Source organism: Rhodococcus gordoniae, from assembly GCF_001646655.1.
GTDB classification, from domain to species: Bacteria; Actinomycetota; Actinomycetes; order Mycobacteriales; family Mycobacteriaceae; genus Rhodococcus; species Rhodococcus gordoniae.
Genome location: NZ_LPZN01000035.1, coordinates 1 through 22,989 on the forward strand (window position 1 = coordinate 1; position 22,989 = coordinate 22,989).

The 22,989-nt window shown below is 68.9% G+C and carries 20 protein-coding genes and 1 pseudogene; 9 read left to right on the forward strand and 12 right to left on the reverse strand.

The window, feature by feature from the left end; genetic code table 11:
* On the forward strand, positions 1-615 hold a 615-nt coding region (locus A8G18_RS14170; RefSeq protein ID WP_167352098.1), incomplete at its 5' end, for a glycerate kinase.
* 58 nt (positions 616-673) lie between these two features.
* Here A8G18_RS14170 and A8G18_RS14175 read toward each other — a convergent pair.
* From A8G18_RS14175 to A8G18_RS14200, 6 genes are all read right to left on the reverse strand, one after another.
* Positions 674-1,681: a hypothetical protein gene (locus A8G18_RS14175; protein WP_064064377.1), complete on the reverse strand. Its 1,008-nt coding sequence runs from the start codon at positions 1,679-1,681 to the stop codon at positions 674-676.
* A gap of 83 nt (positions 1,682-1,764) precedes the next feature.
* Positions 1,765-2,259, reverse strand: a complete 495-nt coding sequence (locus A8G18_RS14180; RefSeq protein ID WP_242496798.1) for an LppA family lipoprotein — start codon at positions 2,257-2,259, stop codon at positions 1,765-1,767.
* Positions 2,256-3,827 (reverse strand): alpha/beta hydrolase, encoded by a 1,572-nt coding sequence (locus A8G18_RS14185; protein ID WP_084421821.1) that lies wholly within the window; start codon positions 3,825-3,827, stop codon positions 2,256-2,258. The genes A8G18_RS14180 and A8G18_RS14185 overlap by 4 nt, the downstream gene beginning before the upstream one ends.
* Positions 3,828-3,965: 138 nt before the next feature.
* Complete coding sequence (locus tag A8G18_RS14190; RefSeq protein ID WP_064064379.1) at positions 3,966-6,485, reverse strand: ABC transporter permease; 2,520 nt, start codon at positions 6,483-6,485, stop codon at positions 3,966-3,968.
* An 11-nt stretch (positions 6,486-6,496) separates the two neighbouring features.
* Positions 6,497-7,258 (reverse strand): ABC transporter ATP-binding protein, encoded by a 762-nt coding sequence (locus tag A8G18_RS14195; protein WP_064064380.1) that lies wholly within the window; start codon positions 7,256-7,258, stop codon positions 6,497-6,499.
* Positions 7,259-7,348: 90 nt separating this feature from the next.
* Positions 7,349-8,110: an SDR family NAD(P)-dependent oxidoreductase gene (locus A8G18_RS14200; RefSeq protein WP_064064381.1), complete on the reverse strand. Its 762-nt coding sequence runs from the start codon at positions 8,108-8,110 to the stop codon at positions 7,349-7,351.
* Positions 8,111-8,225: 115 nt separating this feature from the next.
* Between A8G18_RS14200 and A8G18_RS14205 the strand changes: the two genes are divergently transcribed.
* The gene (locus A8G18_RS14205) at positions 8,226-8,993 is read left to right on the forward strand and encodes a deoxyribonuclease IV (protein WP_064064382.1); all 768 of its coding nucleotides are present in this window, start codon (positions 8,226-8,228) and stop codon (positions 8,991-8,993) included.
* 102 nt (positions 8,994-9,095) lie between these two features.
* Here A8G18_RS14205 and A8G18_RS14210 read toward each other — a convergent pair whose 3' ends face one another.
* The 3 genes from A8G18_RS14210 to A8G18_RS14220 are packed head-to-tail and all read right to left on the reverse strand — an operon-like array spanning position 9,096 to position 11,193.
* Positions 9,096-9,707, reverse strand: a complete 612-nt coding sequence (locus A8G18_RS14210; protein WP_064064383.1) for a TetR/AcrR family transcriptional regulator — start codon at positions 9,705-9,707, stop codon at positions 9,096-9,098.
* Positions 9,704-10,459: an ABC transporter permease gene (locus tag A8G18_RS14215; protein ID WP_064064384.1), complete on the reverse strand. Its 756-nt coding sequence runs from the start codon at positions 10,457-10,459 to the stop codon at positions 9,704-9,706. The genes A8G18_RS14210 and A8G18_RS14215 overlap by 4 nt, the downstream gene beginning before the upstream one ends.
* Positions 10,456-11,193, reverse strand: a complete 738-nt coding sequence (locus A8G18_RS14220; RefSeq protein WP_064064385.1) for an ABC transporter ATP-binding protein — start codon at positions 11,191-11,193, stop codon at positions 10,456-10,458. The genes A8G18_RS14215 and A8G18_RS14220 overlap by 4 nt, the downstream gene beginning before the upstream one ends.
* 124 nt (positions 11,194-11,317) lie before the next feature.
* Between A8G18_RS14220 and A8G18_RS14225 the strand changes: the two genes are divergently transcribed.
* Positions 11,318-11,908: an AMIN-like domain-containing (lipo)protein gene (locus tag A8G18_RS14225; RefSeq protein ID WP_064064386.1), complete on the forward strand. Its 591-nt coding sequence runs from the start codon at positions 11,318-11,320 to the stop codon at positions 11,906-11,908.
* Positions 11,909-11,968: 60 nt separating this feature from the next.
* On the opposite strand, the gene A8G18_RS14230 is transcribed toward A8G18_RS14225, so the two are convergent.
* On the reverse strand, positions 11,969-12,712 hold the full coding sequence (locus A8G18_RS14230; RefSeq protein WP_064064438.1) for an IclR family transcriptional regulator: 744 nt from the start codon (positions 12,710-12,712) through the stop codon (positions 11,969-11,971).
* Between the two features lie 148 nt (positions 12,713-12,860).
* Between A8G18_RS14230 and A8G18_RS14235 the strand changes: the two are divergent.
* Positions 12,861-13,316: pseudogene (locus tag A8G18_RS14235) on the forward strand (SDR family oxidoreductase); the annotation flags it as partial.
* A gap of 30 nt (positions 13,317-13,346) precedes the next feature.
* Complete coding sequence (locus A8G18_RS14240; RefSeq protein WP_064064387.1) at positions 13,347-14,261, forward strand: NAD-dependent epimerase/dehydratase family protein; 915 nt, start codon at positions 13,347-13,349, stop codon at positions 14,259-14,261.
* 61 nt (positions 14,262-14,322) lie between these two features.
* On the opposite strand, the gene A8G18_RS14245 is transcribed toward A8G18_RS14240, so the two are convergent.
* Positions 14,323-14,757 carry a nuclear transport factor 2 family protein gene (locus A8G18_RS14245; RefSeq protein WP_064064439.1) on the reverse strand — a complete coding sequence of 145 codons (435 nt, stop codon included), beginning with the start codon at positions 14,755-14,757 and terminating at the stop codon, positions 14,323-14,325.
* 162 nt (positions 14,758-14,919) lie between these two features.
* Between A8G18_RS14245 and A8G18_RS14250 the strand changes: the two genes are divergently transcribed.
* The gene (locus tag A8G18_RS14250) at positions 14,920-16,821 is read left to right on the forward strand and encodes an ABC transporter ATP-binding protein (RefSeq protein ID WP_064064388.1); all 1,902 of its coding nucleotides are present in this window, start codon (positions 14,920-14,922) and stop codon (positions 16,819-16,821) included.
* Positions 16,822-16,881: 60 nt separating this feature from the next.
* Here the strand turns inward: A8G18_RS14250 and A8G18_RS14255 are convergent, their stop codons facing one another.
* A complete protein-coding gene (locus tag A8G18_RS14255; RefSeq protein WP_064064389.1) occupies positions 16,882-18,780 on the reverse strand; it encodes a DEAD/DEAH box helicase in 1,899 nt (632 codons plus the stop codon).
* Positions 18,781-18,939: 159 nt separating this feature from the next.
* Here A8G18_RS14255 and A8G18_RS14260 point away from each other — a divergent pair, with 159 nt between their 5' ends.
* From A8G18_RS14260 to A8G18_RS14270, 3 genes are all read left to right on the forward strand, one after another.
* Positions 18,940-20,283, forward strand: a complete 1,344-nt coding sequence (locus A8G18_RS14260) for a TrpB-like pyridoxal phosphate-dependent enzyme (RefSeq protein WP_064064390.1) — start codon at positions 18,940-18,942, stop codon at positions 20,281-20,283.
* 39 nt (positions 20,284-20,322) lie between these two features.
* A complete protein-coding gene (locus A8G18_RS14265) occupies positions 20,323-21,033 on the forward strand; it encodes a phosphoribosyltransferase (RefSeq protein ID WP_064064391.1) in 711 nt (236 codons plus the stop codon).
* A 151-nt stretch (positions 21,034-21,184) separates the two neighbouring features.
* Positions 21,185-22,987, forward strand: a complete 1,803-nt coding sequence (locus A8G18_RS14270; RefSeq protein ID WP_064064392.1) for an AMP-dependent synthetase/ligase — start codon at positions 21,185-21,187, stop codon at positions 22,985-22,987.
* The last annotated feature ends 2 nt before the right edge of the window (positions 22,988-22,989 follow it).

The following is a 22,989-nucleotide window of genomic DNA, read 5'->3' on the forward strand; positions in this document are numbered from 1 at the left end:
ATGGCGGACGCCGTCCGGCGTGGAGCACGGCATCTCGTCGTCGCCGCCGGTGGATCGGCGACGACCGACGGCGGTGTGGGCGCGATCGCCGCCATCGACGAGCGGGGTGGACTCGGCGACGCACGCGTGACCGTGCTCTCCGACGTCACGACCCGCTACACCGATGCGGCACGGATATTCGGGCCGCAGAAGGGCGCCGATCCGGCCGCCGTCGCGCTGCTCACACGCCGCCTCGAGGAGACGGCGTCGACTCTCCCGCGCGACCCGCGGGAAGTGGACGGCACGGGTGCGGCCGGTGGCTTCTCCGGCGGCATGTGGTCGCGGTTCGGTGCCGAACTACGCTCCGGCGCCGACTTCGTGCTCGACGCAGTGGGTTTCGACGACGCCGTGCGCACCGCCGATCTCGTGGTCGTCGGCGAGGGACGGCTCGACGGCCAGTCGCGGGCGGGCAAGATCGTCTCGGCGATCCTCGCGCGCTGCGGCGAGGTACCGGCGGTCGCGGTGGTCGGTTCCGTCGGCGACGATCTCGGCGACTACCGTGCCCGGTTCGAGAATGTCGTCGTGGCGTCCGATGCCGCGGCGCTCACACGCGCGGGTCGCGCACTGCGCCCCTGAGCGGCGCATCGGAGCACAGTGCGCCCCTGAGGGGCGTACACGAGCGACCTGCGAGGGATCACGGCGCAGTGGGCTGTGCGCTGCCGCACGGGTTTTCGGTGGGCGTCGCCTCGGACGACGGCGCCGGGTCGACGGCCGGATCGGAGGCGCGGGCCGGCCACGAGGCCGGTCGTGCCTCGAGACACGGGTCGGCGACGGGTGCCCGATCGGGCGACGGCACCGGCGACGGCGGTGGTGCGACCGCGGTCTGCAGTCCGGGGGCGGAGCGCTCCGCTTGCACACCGCTGCTCACCGCGACCGCCAGTCCCCCACCCAGCAGGGCGACGAGCGCGACGAGCGTGGCCAGCAGGACGGTGCCGCGACGACGACTCGGGGGCGTGGCGACGACCGTCGGGGCACGCCGGGCCGCTGCGACCAGCGCCGCGCCGGTTGCGCGATGCCAGGGCACCCCGTGGGGAGTCACGAAGGGGACACCGAGAACCGTGGCGAGTTCCCGGGCCGGACGGGCGTCGCCGGGACGCAGATCGAGAAAGACCACGGCGTGGGGAGAGATTCCGGCGCGGGCGACCGCTTCGTCCATGGCCTCGGGCAGGGACTGTGTGTAAGGACCGAACTCGTCGCCGTCGGGGCTGACCGTGGACAGCACCGCGCGCGAGGGGACATCGACCATCGATGCCGATTCGACGCCGTAGGTGCGGGTGTGCAGGGCCAGGACGGGCAGATCCGCCAGCTCGGGCGCACCGGCGAGGAACGCCAATCGTGCGTCGTCGAGCAGGACCGTGTCGACGTCGACGCCGAGCACGGCCCGGACGGCCTCGGTGACCGGGTCGGCGTCCTCGTCGTTCTCGGGACCCGTCACCACCGCGGCGGCGACCAGGGTCAGTGATGCTGCCGACGCGCGTTCGGCCATGGCGGAGGCCGCAGCGGCGGCGGCTTCGGCCGGTGTGTCCCCCGGTGCACCGAAACCCCGCTGGGAGTCGAACGGACCGAGACTGGGCACGTCGGCGTCGACGAGGACCGCGCATACTTCACCGTCGTCGACGGAGATGCCGAGCATCGGGCGCATCTGTTCGTCCCTCCACGGCTGCCGACACGAATCACGACGACCCGAGCGGCCGTCGCTCGGACGAGCCTAACCGACGCCGGTGCCTACTTCCGGTAACAACCGACGGTGAGTCCCACGGTCGCAGCGAGGTAACTTCCGAAGGTGATGTACGAGCCGTCGGCCGCGAACATCCGGAGGGCGAGGCCCGTATCGGGCGGAAGTACGTGCCGGCCGTGGAAGCCGGCCCGCGCCGCTGTGTCCTCGAAGATGCCGGCGGCACGATCGAGTTCGTCCACCGGCACCGGCCGCGCCGAGCCGTGGATCGGAAGGTGCACCGTCAGACCCGAGGTGCCGTCGGGCAGCGTGCATCCCGCGGTGGTGCTCGAGTACTTCTGTTCGAATCGGACCCCGGGGAACTCGGCGGACAGTGCGGTGAGGACGTCGCGCTGCACAGCGGTGTAGTACTCGACCGCACCCGCGCTGGTCGCGGCGATCGGCTCGGGCATCGCGACCGGTGACACCGTGGTGGTGCACGCCGCCACGAGCGGCGTCAGCAGCGCGATGCACAGCCCGGCGCGGATTCTCGGTGTGGCGGTCACGGTGTGCTCCGTTCTGCGGTGCCCGCGACGACACCGGCGATGTGGTGGGAACTCGACGTTCCGGGGACGAGATACGAGCTGTGGCCGGTGATGCCCGCCAGCGGGGCACCGGTGGTGGTGGTGCCGGGACCGGCAGGAAGATGCGTCAGGCCGTCGAGGAAGCTCGGGTCGCCGCCGAAGGTGCCCGCGTCGGCGACGATGTCGCGGTCGGCTTCGACGAGATAGGCGGAGCCGGCCGGGATCCGCAGGTCGGTCACGTCGGCGGTCCCGATTCCGGGAGCCCCGGCGAACACTGCGGCGTCGACCGCGCCGGTCTCCCTCAGCGCCAGTCCGGAGACCACGGCCCCATAGGAATGCCCGACCGTGGTGATGCGCGGGTCGTCGGGACGCGACGCAGTGATGCCGTCGAGGAAACCGGCCAGCCGGGGTGCGGCGATCCGGGCGGCGAGATCGGAGACGGGACTGCGTTCGGTGAAGGCGAGACCCCAGCCCCATTGAGGGGCCTGGTAGTTCAGCCAGGTGACGGCAGCGACCGCGGGTTCGTCGCCCGGGTCGTCGGTGAGGAGGAGCCGAGCGGAGTCGCGCAGGGCCGCGACCTGGGTGTCGTAACCCTCGAGATTGCCCTGCACGGTCGAACCCGCGCCGGGGACGAAGACGGCCACGTGCTCGGCGGTGTCGACGTCCCCGACTGCGACGGCCGCCATCGCCTCACGTCCGGACAGGTCGAGGGCGAGCAGTTGCCGGTCGCCGTGGGCGAGGGTCGCGTCGATCGCGTCGAGGGCTTCGATCTTCCGCAGCGTCTGCTCCAACCCCGCGTCGGCGTCGGTGAACAATCCCGTGACGCCGGGGAACATCGTGTCGAGTTCGGCCTGCAACTGCGTCGCGACCGATCCGAGCCGGCGGCGTTCGTCGTCGAGCAGAGCGCGATTGGCGAGATCGCGAGCGGTAGCCGGGATTCCGTCGAGCGCGCCGATCTTCTCGGGATGTTCGGCGGCCAGCACGGTGCGTACCGTCTCGTCGAGCCCGTGCCACCATCGCGCGACCTCGACGGGGTCGGTGGCCGGATCCGGCAGGGCCGGCAGCGGCAGCGGCAGCGGTCCGGATCGTGGGAACGCGGTATGGATACCGTCGCTCTCTCCCGGAACGGTGTCCGTCGAGGCGGATCCGTCGCGCAACCGGGCGGCGGCCTCCCGGTCGAGAGCATCGGCGCGCACGAGCAGGGCGCGCAACGGCGCCGCGAGCAGTTCGTCGTCGTCGACGACGCGACCCCGTGCCGCGGCCCGGGACTGCAGGTGGCCCAGTTCCGCGCGCAGCTCCAGCAGTCGCGGTACGACGAACCGCGCGCACTCGGCCGCCTGTCGATACGACTCGGCTTGCACCCCGAGATCCCGGCTGTGCGAGAACGATACGGACCGTGCACTGTCGTGCGCCGCACCGCGCCAGGCACCTTCGAAGGATGCCCACCGCAGGACGTCGCCGGACACTGCGTCGACCGCGTCGGCGCACAACGCGAGTTCGGCCCCCAATCGTTCGAGCGCATCCGGGTCCCACCCGGCCAGATCGTCCACCCGCACACCACCACCCCCTGCCGCGGAAGCATAGGGGGCACCGACGACGACCGGCCCGCGGAATGCTCCGCGGGCCGGTCGCTGTGGACAACTCCACTGCCTGTGGACAACTCACGTCCACACGGCACTTCTCGCTGTCTACATGTCGCTGATCGCCTCGAGTGGCGGTGTCTTCGCCGCCCGCTGCCCGGGCCACAGCGCCGCGAGCACACCGATGATGCCGGACGCGACGAGCATGCCCACGACCTGCGACCACGGTACCGAGATGATGTCGAGCCCCTGATCGGCGAGCGTACGCACGAAGGCCCAGCCGAACGCGAGACCGAGCACGACACCCACGACCGCACCGAACACCGCGATGAGCAGCGATTCGAGATAGATCGTGCGGCGCACCTGGGCGCGTTGCATACCGACCGCGCGGAGCATGCCGATCTCCCGCCGTCGCTCCACCACCGACAGTGCCAGGGTGTTGACGATGCCGAGGATCGCGATCACCACGGCGAGGGCGAGCAGACCGTAGAGGATCGCGAGGATCGTGTCGATCTGCTGTGCCTGCTGTCCCTTGAACTGTTCGCGGTCGAGGACCTGCACGATCACGTAGTCCTTGACGGCGCCCTCGATCGCCGTGCGTACCTGCTCCGACTCGTCGACGGTGTTCATGAGAACCACGAGCGCCGAGCGGTTGTTCGGAGGCGTGAACTGCTCGAACAGTTGCTGCGAGATCACCCACGGGCCGATGAGCTGGTTGTCGGTGAAAATGCCGGCGACGGTGGTGTCGACGGTGTCGCCGTCACGGCTGGTGAGCGGGACGGCGGAACCCACCTGCCAGCCACGATCGTTCGCCGCGGTCTGCGAGACCAGGATCTCGTCGGCGGACACATCGCCGGTACCCGCGGTGATCTGCAGGTCGAGGACGTCCTCGAGCGGCCCTCCTGCGGCGGCTCCGAACTCGAAGTCCTGGTCGATCTTCGCCTGGACTCCGTAGACGGGCACGACCTCCTCGACGCCGTCGACGGTGCGCACGGCATCCGCGGCGGGCGTCGGAACGCCGAACATCTGCGGCCCGGTGAGCATGAAGTCCGCCTCGACGCCGTTGTCGACGAGCGAGTCGACACTCGCCTTCGCCGACGAACCGAACACGCCGATGACGGAGACGAGCATCAGGCCCAGGGTGAGGGCGAAGGCCGTCGCGGCGGTGCGCCGGGGATTGCGGGTCGCGTTGGTGCGCGCGAGCCGGCCGATGGATCCGAAGGGTCGGGCGAAGACGGCACCGAGCGCGTTCACGACGGGTCGGGACAGCGCCGGCGCCGCGAACAGGACCGCCAGGATCAGCAGGAACGCGCCGATGCCGACGGTCGCGGCCGCGCCACCGCCGACCTGCTGGGCGCCCACCACGACCAGGGCCGCACCGACGATCGCGCAGAGCACACCGATGATCGTGCGCAGCCGCAGCGATTCGACCGTCGCAGTGGATTCCTCGCGCATCGCGGCCACGGGCGGAACGTGGGTCGCCCGCCGGGCCGGGGCGTAGGCACTGATCATCGTCACGACCACGCCGACGAGCAGCGCGACGATCACGGTGCGTGGGGACAGCTGCAGCGGGCCGGACGGCAGTCCGAGATCCGCGGCGTTCAGCGCCGCGCGCAGGCCGTAGGCGAGGGCGACACCGGCGGCGATGCCGATGACGCTGCCGATCAGGCCGACGACGAAGGCTTCGAGGGTGACGGACCGCCCGACCTGCTTGCGGCTCGCGCCGATCGCGCGGAGCAGAGCGAGTTCGCGCAGTCGCTGAGCGACGATCATCGAGAAGGTGTTGTAGATGATGAACGTGCCGACGAGCAGTGCGATCGCGCCGAACGCGAGCAGGAAGTAGTTGAGGAAGTTCAGTGCCTCGGCGACCTGCGACTTGGTCTCCTCGGTGACCTCGGCGCCGGTCTGGACCTTCAGATCGGGCAGCGCCGCCGCGATCTCGTCGCGCAACTCGTCGGGCGAGAGCGACCCGTCGCCCGCGACGTCGAGGAAGCCGACGTGCCGGCCGTCGGTGAACAGCTGGGACGCCTGCTGCTCGGCGAACAACGCGCCGATATAGCCGCCCGTATCGGTGTCGAGCTGGTAGACGCCGCTGACGGTCACCGGCACCATGCCCTGGGAGATGGTGAGCACCGTCGTGCTGTCGCCGACCGAGAGTCCGCCGCGTTCCGCGGCGCTCTCGTTGAGCGCGATCTGCCCGTTCTGCGCGGGCGGTGCACCGGCGACGAAGATCTCCGGTTCGCCGACGAGACGGTCGGGCGGGATGTAGGCGTAACCCTCGGCGGGCGCGCCTCCGGTCTGGATCGCGGCGCCCTCGGAGTCGAGGACGATGATGCCGCCACCGATCGTCGGAGAGACGCGGTCGACGCCGGGGAGGGCTGCGACCTCGTCGACGGCCGCGATCGGTACGCCGCTGGTGCCGTTCTCCTCGGTGCCGACCCGGACGTCGACGCCCTGGGCGACGTCGCCGAAGATGTTGTCGAAGGTGCGCTGCAGCGTGTCGGTGAAGACGAACGAGCCGGTGATGAAGGCCGTGCCGAGCACCACGGAGAGCACGGTCAGGGCGAGCCGCACCTTGTGGGCGGCGAGGTTGCGCAGGGCAACTCTGCGGATGGGATTCCCACTCATCGCGGTGTCTCCTATTCCGCCACGGGTGCCGCGGAGGCGGGATCGAACTGCTTCATCCGGTCGAGCACACGGTCGGCCGTGGGTTCGCGCATCTCGTCGACGATGCGTCCGTCGGCGAGGAACACCACGCGGTCGGCGTAGCCGGCGGCACGCGGGTCGTGGGTGACGATCACGACGGTCTGGTCGAACTCGTCGACGGCGGCCCGGAGGATGGAGAGCACCTCACCGGACGAGCGGGAATCGAGATTGCCGGTCGGCTCGTCGCCGAAGATGATCTCCGGTCGGCCGGCGAGGGCACGCGCACACGCGACGCGCTGCTGCTGTCCGCCGGACAGCTCGCCGGGGCGGTGTCCGAGGCGGTCGGTGAGGCCCAGACGGCCGACCACGGTGTCGAGCCATTCGCGATCGACCTTGCGGCCCGCGATGTCCACCGGCAGGGTGATGTTCTCGAGCGCGGTGAGAGTGGGGACGAGGTTGAAGGCCTGGAAGACGAACCCGATGCGGTCGCGCCGCAGCTGGGTCATCCCCTTGTCGGACAGGGTCGTCAGGTCGGTGTCGCCGATGAAGACCGCTCCGGAGGTGGCGCTGTCGAGACCTGCGAGGCAGTGCATGAGGGTCGACTTGCCCGATCCGGAGGGACCCATGATCGCGGTGAACTCACCGGCGGCGAAGTCGGCGGTCACGCCGTCGAGGGCGTGTACCGAGGTTTCCCCGCTGCCGTAGATCTTCTTCAGGTCCTGGGCGCGGGCTGCTGGGGCCGAGTGCAGTGGCATGCACCCATCTTCCCGGTGCGGGGACCCTCGCACCATCGGGAAGGACCCCGATCTTCGACTCGGGGATGCGGGCGTATGCCGGGCGGGGGCTCAGGCCCAGCGGGCCTGCCCTCCGTCCAGCGGGAGCGTCGCGCCGGTGAGGTACCGTGCGTCGTCGCTCACGATCCAGGCCACGGCGCGGCCGATGTCCTGTTCGGGGTCGCCGATGCGGCGGAGCGGGATGGACTTCACGAACGCGGCGGCCTCCTCCGGGTACGTCTCCGTCCACTTCTTCAGGCCCGGGGAGAGGGCGTGGGGGGCGACGGCATTGACGCGGATACCGTCGATTCCCCATTCGGATGCCGCGGTGCGCGTCAGCGACCGCAGTGCCTCCTTGGTCGAGGCGTAGCCGCCGTACCCGCTGGTGTCCCACCGCACGGCGGCGGAGGTCACCATGTTGACGATGGACCCACCTCCGCGGGCCTTCATGATCGGGTGGACGAGTTGCATGGCCTGCAGCGCCGCGAGCGGACCCGAGCGGTACGCCTTCTCCAGCACGGCCGGCTTCAGGTCGAGCAGCGGGCCGAGCGGATTGAAGCTGGCGTTGTTGACGAGGATGTCGACGCCACCGAACAGCTCGACCGTTCGATCCACCGCGGCCGTGATCTCGTCCGGATCTGCAATGTCGCACACCACCGGCTCCGCGGTGCCGCCGAGAGCGCGGACTTGCTCGACGGTGTCCACCAGCTTCGATTCGGTCCGGCCGGTGACCGCGATCGCCGCGCCTTCGCGGGCCAGCGCGAACGCCACGCCCTGGCCGATCCCCTGCCCCGCTCCGGTGATCAGCGCGACCTTGCCGTCGAGTGTGCCCATGCGTCGTCGTTTCCCGTCGTTCGTCGTGTCGTCGAGTGCGACGAGTCGACCAGATTCCGGGCAGGTCCGGGTGTTGTGGTCCCGGTCGCCGGGACATCCCCCTACCCTGTGGGACATGCGGATAGGTGCGCACGTCCGGCAGGACGACGATCCCATCGGTCAGGGCGAACATCTCGGCGCCGATCTCGTGCAGGTGTTCCTGTCGGACCCGCAGAAGTGGACGAAGCCCGGTGTGCATCCGCGCACCGAGCAGATCCTCGCGTCGGATGTCGACGTGGTGGTGCACTCGCCGTACGTCGTCAACGTGGCGAGCCTGAACAACAGGGTGCGGATGCCGTCGCGCAAGGCCGTCGCCGATCATGCCGAGGCGGCCGCGCGGATCGGCGCTCTCGGGTTGGTCGTCCACGGTGGGCACGTGCGCGCGGGTGAGGACGTCGCCGCGGGAGTCGAGAACTGGCGCAAATTGTTCGAACGGCAGGAGGACAAGGGCGGGTTCGGGGTGCCGATCCTCGTGGAGAACACGGCTGGTGGCGATTTCGCGATGGCTCGCTATTTCGACGCGATCGGCCGCCTGTGGGACGCCATCGGCGATCACGGCCCCGGTTTCTGCCTCGACACCTGTCATGCCTGGGCGGCCGGGGAGGATCTCGTCGGTGTCGTCGAACGCGTGCGTGCGGTCACCGGCCGGATCGATCTGGTGCACCTGAACAATTCCCGCGACGAGTTCGATTCGGCCCGCGACCGGCATGCCAATCTCACCGATGGGCAGATCGATCCGCAGTTGCTCGCGGAGATCGCGGTGCAGGCCGACGCACCGATCGTGCTCGAGACCCCGGCTGAGGGACTCGCCGACGACATCGCCTTCCTCCGCGAGCACTCCTGACGACGCACTCCGTTCCACGGGTGCACTCTGCGCGGACGGATGCATCTTGTCGACAGCGCGCCTCTGTCTCCGGACGGAGCACACGTTCCGCGGAGGCTGAGGTCATGCCCCGGGCAGCTCGCCCGTGAGATACCGCTGGATCGTGGGGGCGACGATCTCGACGAGCTGCTCGGACTGCATCGACGCGAGCGGTTCGAGTCCGAGGATGTAGCGCACCAGCATGATTCCGGTCATCTGGGTGGCCACGAGCTCGGCGCGCAATCTGCCGGTGCCCACGGGACGATCGATGCGCTCGAGCAGGGGCGCGAGCGCGACCTCCAGTAGGAACGAACGGATCAGTCCGCTGTCGCCGCCGGTGATCTGCGCACGGAACATCGCGACGGCGGCGTCGCGGTGCGGGGAATCCCACACGCCGAGAAGGGCGGTCGCGAGAGCCCGGCCGAGTTCCGCGCACGGGGCCGCGTAGACGGGGGCGAGGACGTCCCGCGGATCGACGGGCAGCGCGACGGACGCGGTGAACAACTGCAGTTTGGTGCCGAAGTAGTGGTGCACGAGCGCCGGGTCCACTTCGGCGCGGGCCGCGATCGCACGTACCGTCGCCTTGTCGTAACCCTCGACGGCGAACAGTTCCCGTGCACTCGCAAGGATCTCGTCGCGAGCGCCCGAGTGTCCGGGACGGCGTCCGGGACGCCGGGGCCCGGCCGGGTCCGTCACGGGGTGCGGCGGCGCAGTGTCGCCGCCCCGAGCGCGAGTGCCGCGGCAGCGAACGTCGCGACGACGACCAGGTCCCGCACCATGACCCCGGTGACACCGGGGTTCACGGTGATCTCCTGCAGGGCCTCCACGGCGTAGCTCAACGGCAGCGCGTTGCTGATCCAGCGCAGCCAGTCGGGCAGATCTTCCCGAGCGACGAGCAATCCGCACAGCAGGAACTGCGGGATGACGATCACCGGCATGAACTGCACGGCCTGGAACTCGGTACGGGCGAAGGCACTGCACAACAACCCCAGGGAGACACCCAGCACCGCGACGAGCACCGCGACGACCAGCACCCACAGCACCGACCCGGCACTGGTGACGTCGAGCAACCAGAACGCCACCGCGCACGCGAGGCCGGCCTGGACGGCCGCCGCGAGCGAGAAGGCGCTGCCGTAGCTGGCGAGCAGGTCGAGTTTCGTCAGCGGCGTGGTGAGCAGTCGTTCGAGAGTGCCCGAACTGCGTTCGCGTTGCATCGCGATGGAGGTGACCAGGAACATCACGACGAACGGGAGGATCCCGAGCATCGTGACGGCGATCCGGTCGAACAGCGAGACTCCTCCCGGTCCTGTGGGGGCGTTCTGGTACATGAAGTACAGCAACGTCATCAGCAGACTCGGGACGAGCACGATCATCGCGACGGTGCGACGGTCCGCCCGCAGCTGACGCAGGATGCGTGTGGTCGTGGTGGCATAGACGACGGTGCTCACGGTCGTGCTCCCGTCCGGTTCCGGATGAGTCGGAGAAAAGCGTTCTCGAGGCCCGTCTCCCCTGTCTGCTCGCGCAGTTCGGCCGGGGTGAGCCGGGCGACCAGCCGGCCCTCGCGCAGCAGTACGAGTGTGTCGCAGTGATCGGCCTCGTCCATGACGTGACTCGACACGAGCAGTGTGGTGCCGCGATCGGCGAGCGATCGGAAGTGCTCCCACAGCTCGGCCCGCAGGAGCGGGTCGAGTCCGACGGTGGGTTCGTCGAGGACGAGGAGTTCGGGATCGCCCACCAGCGCGCACGCGAGCGAGACCCGCCCGAGTTGGCCGCCGGACAGGGCCGACGTCCGGTCGTGAGCATGGTCGGTGAGCCCGACCGCCGCGACGGTGTCGGCGACCGCAGTTCCCTTCCGTCCGTAGAGCGACGCGAAATAGGACACGTTCTCGGCGACGGTCAGGTCGGGGTAGACGCTCGGCGACTGGGTGACGTAGCCGATGCGGCGGCGCAGTGCGGCGCTGCCCGCAGGCAGGCCCAGCACGGTGACCGTGCCGGATTCGACGATCTGGGTGCCGACGATCGTGCGCATCAGGGTGGTCTTCCCGCAGCCCGAGGGCCCGAGAAGGCCGGTGATCGAGCCGCGCGGGACGCGCACGCTCACCTCCTCGAGGGCTCGGTGGCTGCCGCGCCGGACGTTCAGGTCGCGGATGTCGACGGTAGTGGAGGTGTGGTCGATGTTCATGATCCACTCGATTCATCGAGTGTTGAATTCATCCTCGGACGAATTGTGCGCCTCATGTCTCGATCCGGTCAACCCCCGCGAGCGTCGCCGGGCCCGCCGGACGCTCCGACGTAGCATGAGCCCCATGAAGCACACGCGTCTCGTACTGGCCGTCACCGCAACAGCACTGGTCCTGGCGGGATGCTCCGCCGGCGGCGACGAGCCCGCACCCTCCCCCGCCGTCTCGGTCGACACCCCGACGTCCTCGGCTCCCGAGCCCACCACCTCCGCCGAGGTCCCGCGCGATGCGCGCGACAAGGTCTCCCCCGCCGGAGAGGACGCGAAGCTCACCGTCGTGGACATCCGCACCGGACGGCACGAGGGCTTCGACCGCGTGGTCTACGAACTCGGCGGCGAGGGCGCGCCGGGATGGCGGGTCGGTTATGTCGACGAGGCGATCCAGGACGGCAGCGGCAAGGAGGTCCCCGTCACCGGCGACGCCGTGCTGCAGGTGCTCATCGACGGCTCCGCCTACCCGTTCGACAGTGGGGTCGAGCAGTACGACGGCCCGGATCCCGTGCTTGCCGAACCCGGCGGATCGGTGGTCGAGGTCAGCGGGTCCGGTGTCTTCGAAGGTGTCACCCAGTCGTTCATCGGCGTCGCCGCGCACGGCACCCCGTTCTCGGTCTTCTCCCTCACCGGACCGACCCGAGTGGTGATCGACGTGGCACGGTGACCGCTGCTGCTGTCCCGGCACCTGCCCGGAGGTGACGTTCGGGGCCGACATGGGCCACCCTCACGACCGGACTGCGGCACCGTTCCCGTGCTGCCACGTCCTCGCCACCCGTCCCGTCGGTGGGGACGCCTGGATACGTCGCCAGATCTCCGCCGCCGCACTCTGCGCCGACGCCAGCAGGCGTCTGTCACCGATCCGGGCGGACGGCCCGAAGACCGAGAGTGCGGCCGCCTGTCCGGTGTCGATCCGGCCGATAGGCACCGCAGCGCAACCGAATCCTTTCCTGCACTGTTCCTGGTCGTAGGCCAGACGGGTCTGCCGGACACGTTCGGCTTCGGGAGAATCGCTGCCCATCGCAGCCAGAAGCGCCCTGCCGATGGTCGACGACGCAGCCGGGAGTCGTTTGCCTGCCCGTGAATTCGAGACAGCCGAACCCTCGTCACCGATCGCCTCGAGATACACCGCGTCGTCCCCGTCGAGCACACCCAGGTGTACGACGCACCCACTGATGCGGTGGAGCCGGTGCAGAGTGGGCAGAGCGGCTCGTCGCACCATGTTGTGTTGTGCGGCCGCAGAGCCGAGTTCGATCATGCGCAACCCCAGCTGGTAGTCCATTCCGTCCCGATGGACCCACCGCAGCTCGACGAGTTGTTCCAGTGCGCGATGGACGGAGGTACGCGACAGTCCGGTAGCAGCCACGATCCGGGACAGGGTGAGGCGTTCCGCGTTCTCCAACGCGGAAAGGATCAATGCGGTGCGCTGGATCGCTCCCTTCGGAACAGTCTGCGGGTCGTCGATGTGCATCCGGTCTCCTGTGTCGTCCTCACGGTCTTCGTAGCACCACGGCAGAGCACCGTCGGACAAACTTCCGGACACCGGGAACAGACCTGTCGAGGACGACCACGGTTCCTGTGTACTCGACCCATGGCCCACCCCGTCTGCTCGCGCCCCGGACCTCTGCTGCAGGGCCCTTCTCCCCGGGATGGCCGAGGGTGGAGGGGGATCGATCGTCAACCTCACCACGGTCGAGGCGCACCGGGCGATTCCCGGCCACGCCGTCTACTCCGCGTACAAGGCGGCCCTGACGCAGTTCACCCGGTCGCTCGCCGCCGAGGTCGGACCGGACGGCATCCGGGTCAACGCGATCGCCCCCGACCTCATCGATTCCGTACAGGTTCCGTACGACCGACTCGTACCGGAACGTGATCGGGCACTGTGGCCCACCTGGTCGCCTCTCGGTGGCCCCGGACGCCCCGAGGACGTCGCCGGGGTGGCCGTGTTCCTGGCGTCGGACCTGGCGCGCTTCGTCACCGGCGGCACGATCCACGTCGACGGTGGTACCCATTCGAGCGGAGGCTGGGTCCCGAGACACTCCGGCGGGTGGACCAACCGCCCCCGGCATCCCTGACCTGTTCCACGACAACGAAAGATGCAGCACATGAAGATTCTTCTCGTCGGTGGTACCGGCATGATCGGCGCACACGCGGCACTGCTCCTCCGCGAGCACGGTGACGACGTCACGGTCGCCGCTCGGGGAGCGTTGTCCGACGATTCTCCGGTCGCCGGGTTTCCGCTCCTGGTCGGCGATTACACCGTTCCCACCTTCACCGCGGAACAACTCCGGGGGTTCGACGGTGTCGTCTTCGCCGCCGGACAGGATCCGCGGCATCGCACGGACGGGGGCGACGACGAAGCGTTCTGGGAGACCACGCAGAGCGTCGGTGTGCCCCGCTTCGCCGCCCTCGCCAAACAGGCCGGGGTGGGTCGCTTCGTGCAGATCGGCAGTTACTACCACCATCTGCAGCCGGCCTTCGCAGACAGCAACCCCTACGTCGCGGCGCGCCGGGACGCCGACGAGGGTGCACGGGCGCTGGCCGACGACTCGTTCACCGTGTGCACTCTGAACCCGCCCTCGATCATCGGGGCGGTACCGGGTGCTTCGGCCCGGCGCTACCGGCGCATGGTGTCCTGGGCGGCCGGTAAGGAACCGGCCTTCCCGGACTTCGCTCCCACGGGAGGCACCAACTACATGTCGGCGTACTCCCTCGCCCAGGCGATCCACGGCGCGCTGCATCGGGGAGAATCCGGCAAGGCCTATCTCGTCGGCGACCAGAACCTGCTGTACAAGGAGTTCTTCCAGCTCATGGTCGATGCCGCCGGTGGCGATCGCACCATCCCCGAGCGGGACGAATCGCATCCCTTCCTGCCCGACGCTGCGATCGTGCAGGGCAGAGGCAACCGCCTGTCCTACGAGCCGGCGCCCGAAGAAGTGCAGCTCCTCGGATACGATCGCAACGATTGCGCCCGGGCCGTCGAAGAGCTCGTCGAGGTCGTTCTCGCTGCCGGTCGCTGACCGATCCCGGGCAGTCGGTTCGGACGGGACCCGACCGAACCGACTGCCGGGACGGGGCAGTTCAGGCCGTGGGCACGGTGACGGGACGATCGTCGACGATGTCGACGATCAGTTCCCGGCGGGCGATCCGCCAACGATCGTCCTCACGCCGGTAGGCATCCCGATAGCGGAGGGTGATCGCGCTGTCCCGCATCCCGTCCCCGCTCCGGTACAGATGGTGGGCGAGGCAGTACACCCATCCGGTGGCGCTGTCGCCGTCCACGTCGATCACCCGCTGATGCACCGCGTGGTGGGTGGCGTGCAGGTGCGCGGTGCCGTCCAGCACCATTGCGACGATCGCATCCCTGCCGACCGTGATCGCCGCGCCGCGACCACGGGTCACGGCGGGAGGCCGGACGAATTCGGCGTCGACGGTGAACAGGGCAGCCAGCGCGGGCCGGTCACGGGTGTCGACCGCCACCGAGTATCGGCCGGCCAGATCCGAAAGGTCGTTCATTCGCTGCAGTATCCGGTCTCGGACCGTGTGGCCGGTGCCGGAGTCCACTGAACGGAATCGCCATCCGATCGTCGGCGACCCGTCCCTGGACATCACACCTAGGCTTGACCTCGAGCGCACTCGAGGTCCTAACCTCGGCTGCGACCCGAGGAGGCCCGCCCCATGAGTATGGAAGTCACCGCGTGGAACGCGATGTACAACGCGATGCACGCCGAGAGCGATCGCAGACCGTTCTCCCGTGCGAGCCTGCGGCGGATCGCTGCCTTCGCACACCCGCACCGACGCAACATCACCTACTACCTCGTCCTGAGTGTGATCATCGCGGCGCTCGGTGTCGCCACCCCGGTGCTCGCCGGCCGCGTGATCGATGCGATCGTCGACGACGCGGCGGTGTCGGTGGTGATTCTGCTCGCGGTGATCATCGCCGCGATCGCGCTGATCGAGGCCGGTCTCGCCATTGCCAACCGCTGGCTGTCGGCGAGCATCGGTGAGGATCTCATCCTCGATCTGCGCACCACGGTCTTCGACCATGTCCAGCGCATGCCGGTCGCCTTCTTCACGAGAACCCGCACGGGTGCACTCGTCTCGCGGCTCAACAACGACGTCATCGGTGCGCAGCGCGCCTTCAGCGACACCCTGTCCGGCGTGGTCGGCAACATCGTCACCCTCGCGATCACCCTGGTGGTGATGATCGGGATCTCCTGGCAGATCACCCTTCTCGCCCTGCTGCTGCTCCCGATCTTCGTGGTTCCCGCCCGGCACATGGGCGCTCGGCTCGCACAGCTCAGCCGGGAAGCAGCCAACCACAATTCGATGATGAACACGCAGATGACCGAGCGGTTCTCGGCTCCGGGCGCCACGCTGGTCAAGTTGTTCGGCCGTCCGGTGCAGGAGTCGAGGGAGTTCGCCGTCCGGGCGAAACGGGTCCGTGACATCGGGGTGCGCACCGCGATGCTGCAGAGCGTGTTCGTCACCGCTCTGACACTCGTGTCCGCGCTCGCGCTCGCACTCGTCTACGGCCTCGGCGGTTTCTATGCCCTGCGCGATCAACTCGATCCCGGTTCGGTGGTTGCGATGGCGATGCTCCTCACGCGCCTGTACTCGCCGCTGACCGCGCTGGCCAGCGCCCGCATGGACGTCATGAGTGCGATGGTGAGTTTCGAGCGGGTCTTCGAGATCCTCGATCTGAAACCGCTGATCGAGCAGTCGCCCGACGCCCGGCCGGTTCCCGACGGTCCGGTCTCGGTGGAACTCCGGGAGGTCGGCTTCGCGTATCCGTCCGCCGACAAGGTCTCGCTCGCCTCCCTCGAGGAGGTGGCGGTCCTCGATTCGCGGGGCGGCGAAGAGGTGCTGCACGACGTGTCGTTCCGCGTGGAGCCGGGCCGGATGGTCGCCCTGGTCGGCTCGTCCGGGGCGGGGAAATCGACCATCGCCCAACTCATCCCGCGACTGTACGATGTCGATTCGGGCACCGTGCTGCTCGGCGGAGCAGACGTACGCGAACTGACCACCGATTCGATCCGCGCGACGGTCGGTCTCGTCACCCAGGACGGACACCTCTTCCACGACACGGTCCGCGCCAATCTGCTGCTCGCCCGCCCGGAGGCCGGCGAGGACGAACTGTGGCACGCCCTGCGGCGTGCCCGCCTCGACAGACTGATCGAGTCGCTGCCGAACGGACTCGACACCGTGGTCGGAGAACGCGGCTACCGTCTTTCCGGAGGCGAGCGTCAGCGGCTCACCATCGCCCGGTTGCTGCTCGCCCATCCGCGCGTGGTGATCCTGGACGAGGCCACCGCCCATCTCGATTCGACCTCGGAGGCCGCTGTGCAGGAGGCACTGACCGAGGCGCTCGCAGGCCGCACATCGGTGGTCATCGCGCACCGACTGTCGACCATCCGCGCCGCCGACGAGATCCTGGTCGTCGAGGACGGACGCATCGTCGAGCGCGGGAGCCACGACGATCTGCTGTCGGCCGGTGGCCGCTACGCGGAGCTGTATCGCACGCAGTTCGCCGATTCGCGACCGACGATGTCGGCCGCGGCACCGATACCCGATGCCTGAGCGCCGGGACGTCGACGGTGCCACCGCCGACGTCCCGGCCGAGTGGATCGGCCGGCGGTCTCAGTCGCGGTAGCCGCCGCGACCACCACGGTCGTTGCGATCGCTGCGGTGCGTGAAGTCGCCGGAGCGGCTGCGGCCCTCGCCGTATTCACGCCGGCCCTCGCCGTACTCGCGCTTGCCCCCGCGATCACGTTTACCGTGATCGCGGCGGTCTCCCCCGCGCCGGTCGTCACCGCGCCGGTCGTCGCGTCCGCGATACGAGCTCGGACGTCCGGACGGCGCACCGGAGTCGGGCTGCAGCTGGATGAGAACGCCCGAGATGCGGGTGGAGCGCAGCGCATCGAGGGTCTGCGGCGACAGATCCTTCGGCAGCTCGACGAGGCTGTGATCGGCACGGATGCTGATGTGCCCGAAATCGCCGCGGCGCAGTCCGCCCTCGTTGGCGATGGCACCGACGATCGCACCGGGCTGCACGCGGTGACGCTTGCCCACGGCGATGCGGTAGGTGGTCATCTCCTGGCCGTCGCGACCGACCTTCGGCCCGTCGTCGAAGCGACGCGGCGGACGCTCGCGCGGTTCGCGATCGCGGCGCGGCGGAGCGACCGGCTCGGGCTCGGCCTCCATGAGGAACGACTCGCCGTCGCGCGACAGGACCGCCAGGGCGGCCGCGATGTCGGCGAGCGGCACGTCGTGCTCACGCTCGTAGTCCTCGACGAACGTGCGGAACAGCTGCAGGTGATCGGAGGCGAGCGCCTCGGTGATCGAGTCGTTGAACTTCGACACGCGCTGGGCGTTGACGTCCTCGACCGTGGGCAGTTGCATCTCGGCGAGCGGCTGACGGGTGGCCCGCTCGATCGCCTTGAGCAGGTGCCGCTCGCGCGGAGCGACGAACAGCAGCGCGTCGCCGGAACGGCCGGCGCGGCCCGTGCGGCCGATACGGTGCACGTACGACTCGGTGTCGTGCGGGATGTCGTAGTTGACGACGTGGCTGATGCGCTCGACGTCGAGACCACGGGCGGCGACGTCGGTGGCGACGAGGATGTCGAGCGTGCCGTTCTTGAGCTGGTTGATCGTGCGCTCACGCTGGGCCTGCACGATGTCGCCGTTGATCGCGGCCGCGGAGAAACCGCGTGCCCTCAACCGCTCGGCCAGATCCTCGGTGGCCTGCTTCGTGCGCACGAAGATGATCATCGCCTCGAAGGTCTCGACCTCGAGGACGCGGGTCAGCGCGTCGAGCTTGCGCTGGTGGGAGACGAGCACCCACCGCTGGGAGATGTTCGCCGACGTCGTCGTCTTCGACTTGACGGTGATCTCCTGCGGATCCTTGAGGTACTGCTTCGACAGCCGGCGGATCGCGCCCGGCATGGTCGCGGAGAACAGCGCGACCTGCTTGGTGTCGGGGGTGTCGGCGAGGATGCGCTCGACGTCCTCCTGGAAGCCCATGGTGAGCATCTCGTCGGCCTCGTCGAGGACGAGGAACTCGAGCTCGGAGATGTCGAGGGTGCCCTTGGCGAGGTGATCGATCACACGTCCGGGAGTACCGACGATGACCTGGGCGCCGCGGCGGAGGCCGGACAGCTGTACACCGTATGCCTGGCCACCGTAGATGGGCAGGACGGACAGGCCCGGAATGTGGACGGAGTACTTACCGAAAGCCTCCGCGACCTGCAGCGCGAGCTCTCGGGTGGGCGCCAGCACCAGCGCCTGGGGCCGCTTCACGGAGGTGTCGATACGCGAGAGGATCGGCACCGCGAAGGCGGCGGTCTTGCCGGTGCCGGTCTGAGCGAGACCGACGACGTCCCGTCCCTCCAGCAGCGGTGGGATGGTCGCCGCCTGGATCGGCGACGGGGACTCGTAACCCACATCTGAAAGAGCTTGCAGCACACGGGCATCGATGTCGAGATCGGCAAACGTGAGAGCTGCGGTCTCCTGGTCGGGGGCGTCTTGAATTTCACTCATTTGACCAGCAGTTTATCGGATGGACCCACCACTTCGCGCCCGGACCCTGCTACGACCTGGGCGCGAGCGTGCGAATGATGACACGCCCCACGCCGCCCCGGGTCCCCGGGGCACGTCACACTGGGCATGTCATCGATCCCCGACCCGAAGGATTCCACAGTGACGGCATCCCCCTCCGCGCACGCGTCGACGACACCTCCGCCCGTCTCCGATTCCGGCATTCCGACGCACTGGTACAACATCGTCGGCGATCTCGAGGTGCCTCCGCCGCCGCATCTGCACCCCGGGACCCGCGAACCGATCACCGCCGACGATCTCGCGCCGCTGTTCGCCTCGGGCCTGATCGAGCAGGAACTGTCGACCGAGACCGACATCGGGATCCCTGAGGCCGTGCGCGAGGTCTACGCCGGCTACCGCACCACTCCCCTGTTCCGCGCCCGCTCGTTCGAGAAGGCCCTCGGCACCCCGGCCCGCATCTACGTCAAGTACGAGGGTGTGAGCCCGGTGGGCAGCCACAAGGTGAATTCGGCGGTCGCCCAGGCGTACTACAACTCGCTCGACGGCGTCACTCGCCTGACGACGGAAACCGGTGCCGGGCAATGGGGTTCGGCCCTGTCGTTCGCATGCGCGAAGTTCGGCATCGATCTCGAGGTGTGGCAGGTCCGCGCCTCCTACGATTCGAAGCCCTACCGCCGATTCCTCATCGAGACCTACGGCGGCACAGTGCATCCCAGCCCGTCCGACCTCACGGAGGCCGGTCGCGCCGTCCTCGCCGAGCACCCGGACACCCCCGGCTCGCTCGGCATCGCGGTGTCGGAGGCCGTGGAGGTCGCGGTGAAGGACGCCGACGCCCGCTACACACTCGGCAGCGTGCTCAACCACGTGGTGTTGCACCAGACCGTCATCGGCCTCGAGGCCGTGGAACAACTGCGGGCGGCGGGCGAGGACCAGGCCGATGTGGTCTTCGGTTGTGCGGGCGGCGGTTCGAACCTCGCCGGCCTGTCGTTCCCGTTCCTGCGCGAGGTCATCCACGAGCGTGCGACGACGCGTGTCGTCGCCGTCGAGCCCGCGGCGTGCCCGTCGATCACCCGCGGCGAGTACCGCTACGACCACGGCGACATCGCGGGCCTGACGCCGCTGCTGAAGATGCACACCCTCGGCCAGGACTTCATCCCGGACCCGATCCACGCCGGTGGGCTGCGGTACCACGGCATGGCGCCGCTGCTCAGCCACACCGTCGAACTGGGCTATGTGCAGGGACAGTCCGTGGCACAGACCGATGCCTTCTCGGCGGCGGTGCTCTTCGCCCGGAACGAGGGCATCGTGCCGGCGCCGGAGTCGTCGCACGCGATCGCGGCGGCCGCGGAGTACGCGCGCGGCCTCACCGAACCCGAGGTGATCGTGATCGGCCTGTCCGGCCACGGCCAGCTCGATCTGCCCGCCTACCACTCGTACCTGTCGGGCGAGCTCGACCGAGATCCCCTCGGTCCGTCCGGGCGGTGAATGCTCGCCCGCCCGGGCGGACCGTCCCATACTGGAGGTGTGGGGTACGCCACGCGTGAGGAGGCGGGCCGGCGACTCGCCCGGTCGGCCGGGCACCTGCGTGACGCCGACCCGGTGGTCCTCGCACTACCTCGCGGCGGCATTCCCGTCGCCCGTGAACTCGCCGTAGCCCTCGATGCGCCCCTGGACGTCCTCGTGGTGCGCAAACTGGGCGTGCCCTGGCATCCCGAACTCGCGATGGGCGCGATCGCCGAAGGACCGGGTCGCGGAACCGCGGGGGAATCGACCGCGCAGGACGCCGTCTTCCGCGTCCTCAACGACGACGTGATCCGGCGCGGGCGGATCGCCCCCGAATCCGTGGCCGCCGTCGAGCGGCGCGAGCTGGCCGAACTGGCTCGACGTGCCGATTTTCTGCGTGCCGGTCGCACCCGGGTGCCGCTGGAGGGCCGCACGGCGATCGTCGTCGACGACGGCATCGCCACAGGTGCGACGGCCGCGGTGGCATGTCTCGCCGCGCGCGCCTCCGGAGCGACCCGGGTCGTCCTCGCAGTGCCGGTGGCCTCCCCCGACGCACTGCGCCGGGCGGGCCGGACGGCCGACGAGGTGATCTGCCCGTGGACGCCGGTGGACACCGACAGCGTCGGCGCCGCCTACGACGACTTCCATCAGCTCGGCGACGACGAAGCGGTCCTTCTTCTCCGAAATACTGGTACTTCCGGTACCGGGAAATCCGACGAGACGATCCGATAGTGGTAATCCTCGTTACCGGCGGGTAGCATTGTTACCTGGATCACTGCTTATCGGACTGTAAAAAGGGGGCAAAGCGGTCCGAGGGTAATGCATTTCCCAACGGCGTGTGATGCAATGCACACCGACAGTACCTAACGATGGAGGGGTCACAGTGAGTGAGATTGCCGTGCCACAGTCGTTCTCGATCCCCGAGAACACGTCGATGGCCGACAGCGTCTTCCGGCACGAGAAGGAGTCGCCGGAGTTCGTGCCGTTCGAGCGACTGGTCGACGGCAAGTGGGTTCCCGTCACCGCCCGCCAGTTCGCATCCGAGGTGCGCGCCGTGGCGAAGGGCCTGATCGCGTCGGGTATCGAGCTCGGCGACCGCGTCGCGGTCCTGTCGGCGACCCGCTACGAATGGGTCCTGCTCGACTACGCCATCTGGACTGCGGGCGGTGCCACCGTGGCGATCTACGAGACGTCGTCGGCGGACCAGGCCCAGTGGATCCTCGAGGACTCCGGGACCAAGCTGCTCATCGTCGAGAACTCGGCTCACGTCGACACCGTGCGCGAGGTCGCCGAGAACGCTCCGACCGTGCGCGAGGTACTGCAGATCGAGCCCGCTCCGGGCGGCAAGGGCGCGGTCGACGAGCTCGTCGCACGCGGTGCGGCGGTCACCGACGAGCAGGTCGAGGAACGACGTAACCAGGTCACGGCCGAATCCGCTGCGACCCTCATCTACACCTCCGGTACCACGGGCCGGCCGAAGGGCGTCCAACTCAAGCACCGCCACTTCGCCTCGGAGTCCGCGGCCTGCGGCCTGGCCCTGCCCGACTCGATGCACGAGGGCCAGCGCACCCTGCTGTTCATCCCGATGGCACACGTCTTCGCGCGCCTGATCTCGTTCGCGGCATTCGACAGCAAGGTCACCGTCGGTCATACCTCCGACCTGACGACGCTGCTCGACCAGTTCGCGGTCTTCAAGCCGAACTTCATCCTCTCGGTGCCCCGCGTGTTCGAGAAGGTCTACAACTCGGCCAAGCAGAAGGCCTACGACGGCGGCAAGGGCAAGATCTTCGAGAAGGCCTCCGATGTCGCGATCGAATACAGCAAGGCCCTCGAGAACGGCGGCCCCGGGCTGGGCCTGAAGATCAAGCACTCCGTGTTCGACAAGCTCGTCTACGGCAAGCTCAAGGCAGCGCTCGGCGGCAACGTCACCAAGGCCGTGTCGGGCGGCGCCGCGCTCGGTGCACGTCTCGGCCACTTCTTCCGCGGTGTCGGCGTCACCATCTACGAGGGTTACGGCCTGACGGAGACCACCGGCGGCATCATCATGAACACCCCGGCCGCCCAGAAGATCGGCACCGTCGGCACGCCGTTCAACGGGTGCGCGGCGAAGATCGCCGAGGACGGCGAGTTGCTGCTCAAAGGCCCCCAGGTGTTCGACGGCTACTGGCAGAACGACAAGGCCACCGAGGAGGCCATCCGCGACGGCTGGTTCCACACCGGCGACATCGGCGCGATCGACCAGGACGGCTTCATCTCGATCACCGGCCGCAAGAAGGAACTCATCGTCACCGCGGGCGGCAAGAACGTCGCTCCGGCCGTCCTCGAGGATTCGTTGCGTGCCCACCCACTGATCAGCCAGGTCATCGTGGTCGGCGACTCCAAGCCGTTCATCGGCGCGCTGATCACCCTCGATCCGGAGGCGCTGCCGGGCTGGCTCGAGCGACACGGTCTGCCGGCGGAGACCACGGTCGCCGATCTGATCAAGAACCCCGACCTGATCGCCGAGATCGACGAGGCGGTTGCCGAGACCAACAAGAAGGTCTCGAAGGCCGAGGCGATCCGCAAGTACCGCATCCTCGAGACCGATTTCAGCATCGAGAGCGGCGAGCTGACCCCGACGCTCAAGCTCAAGAGGAACATCATCCACGACAAGCACGGCGCCGAGATCGCAGCGATCTACAACTGAGG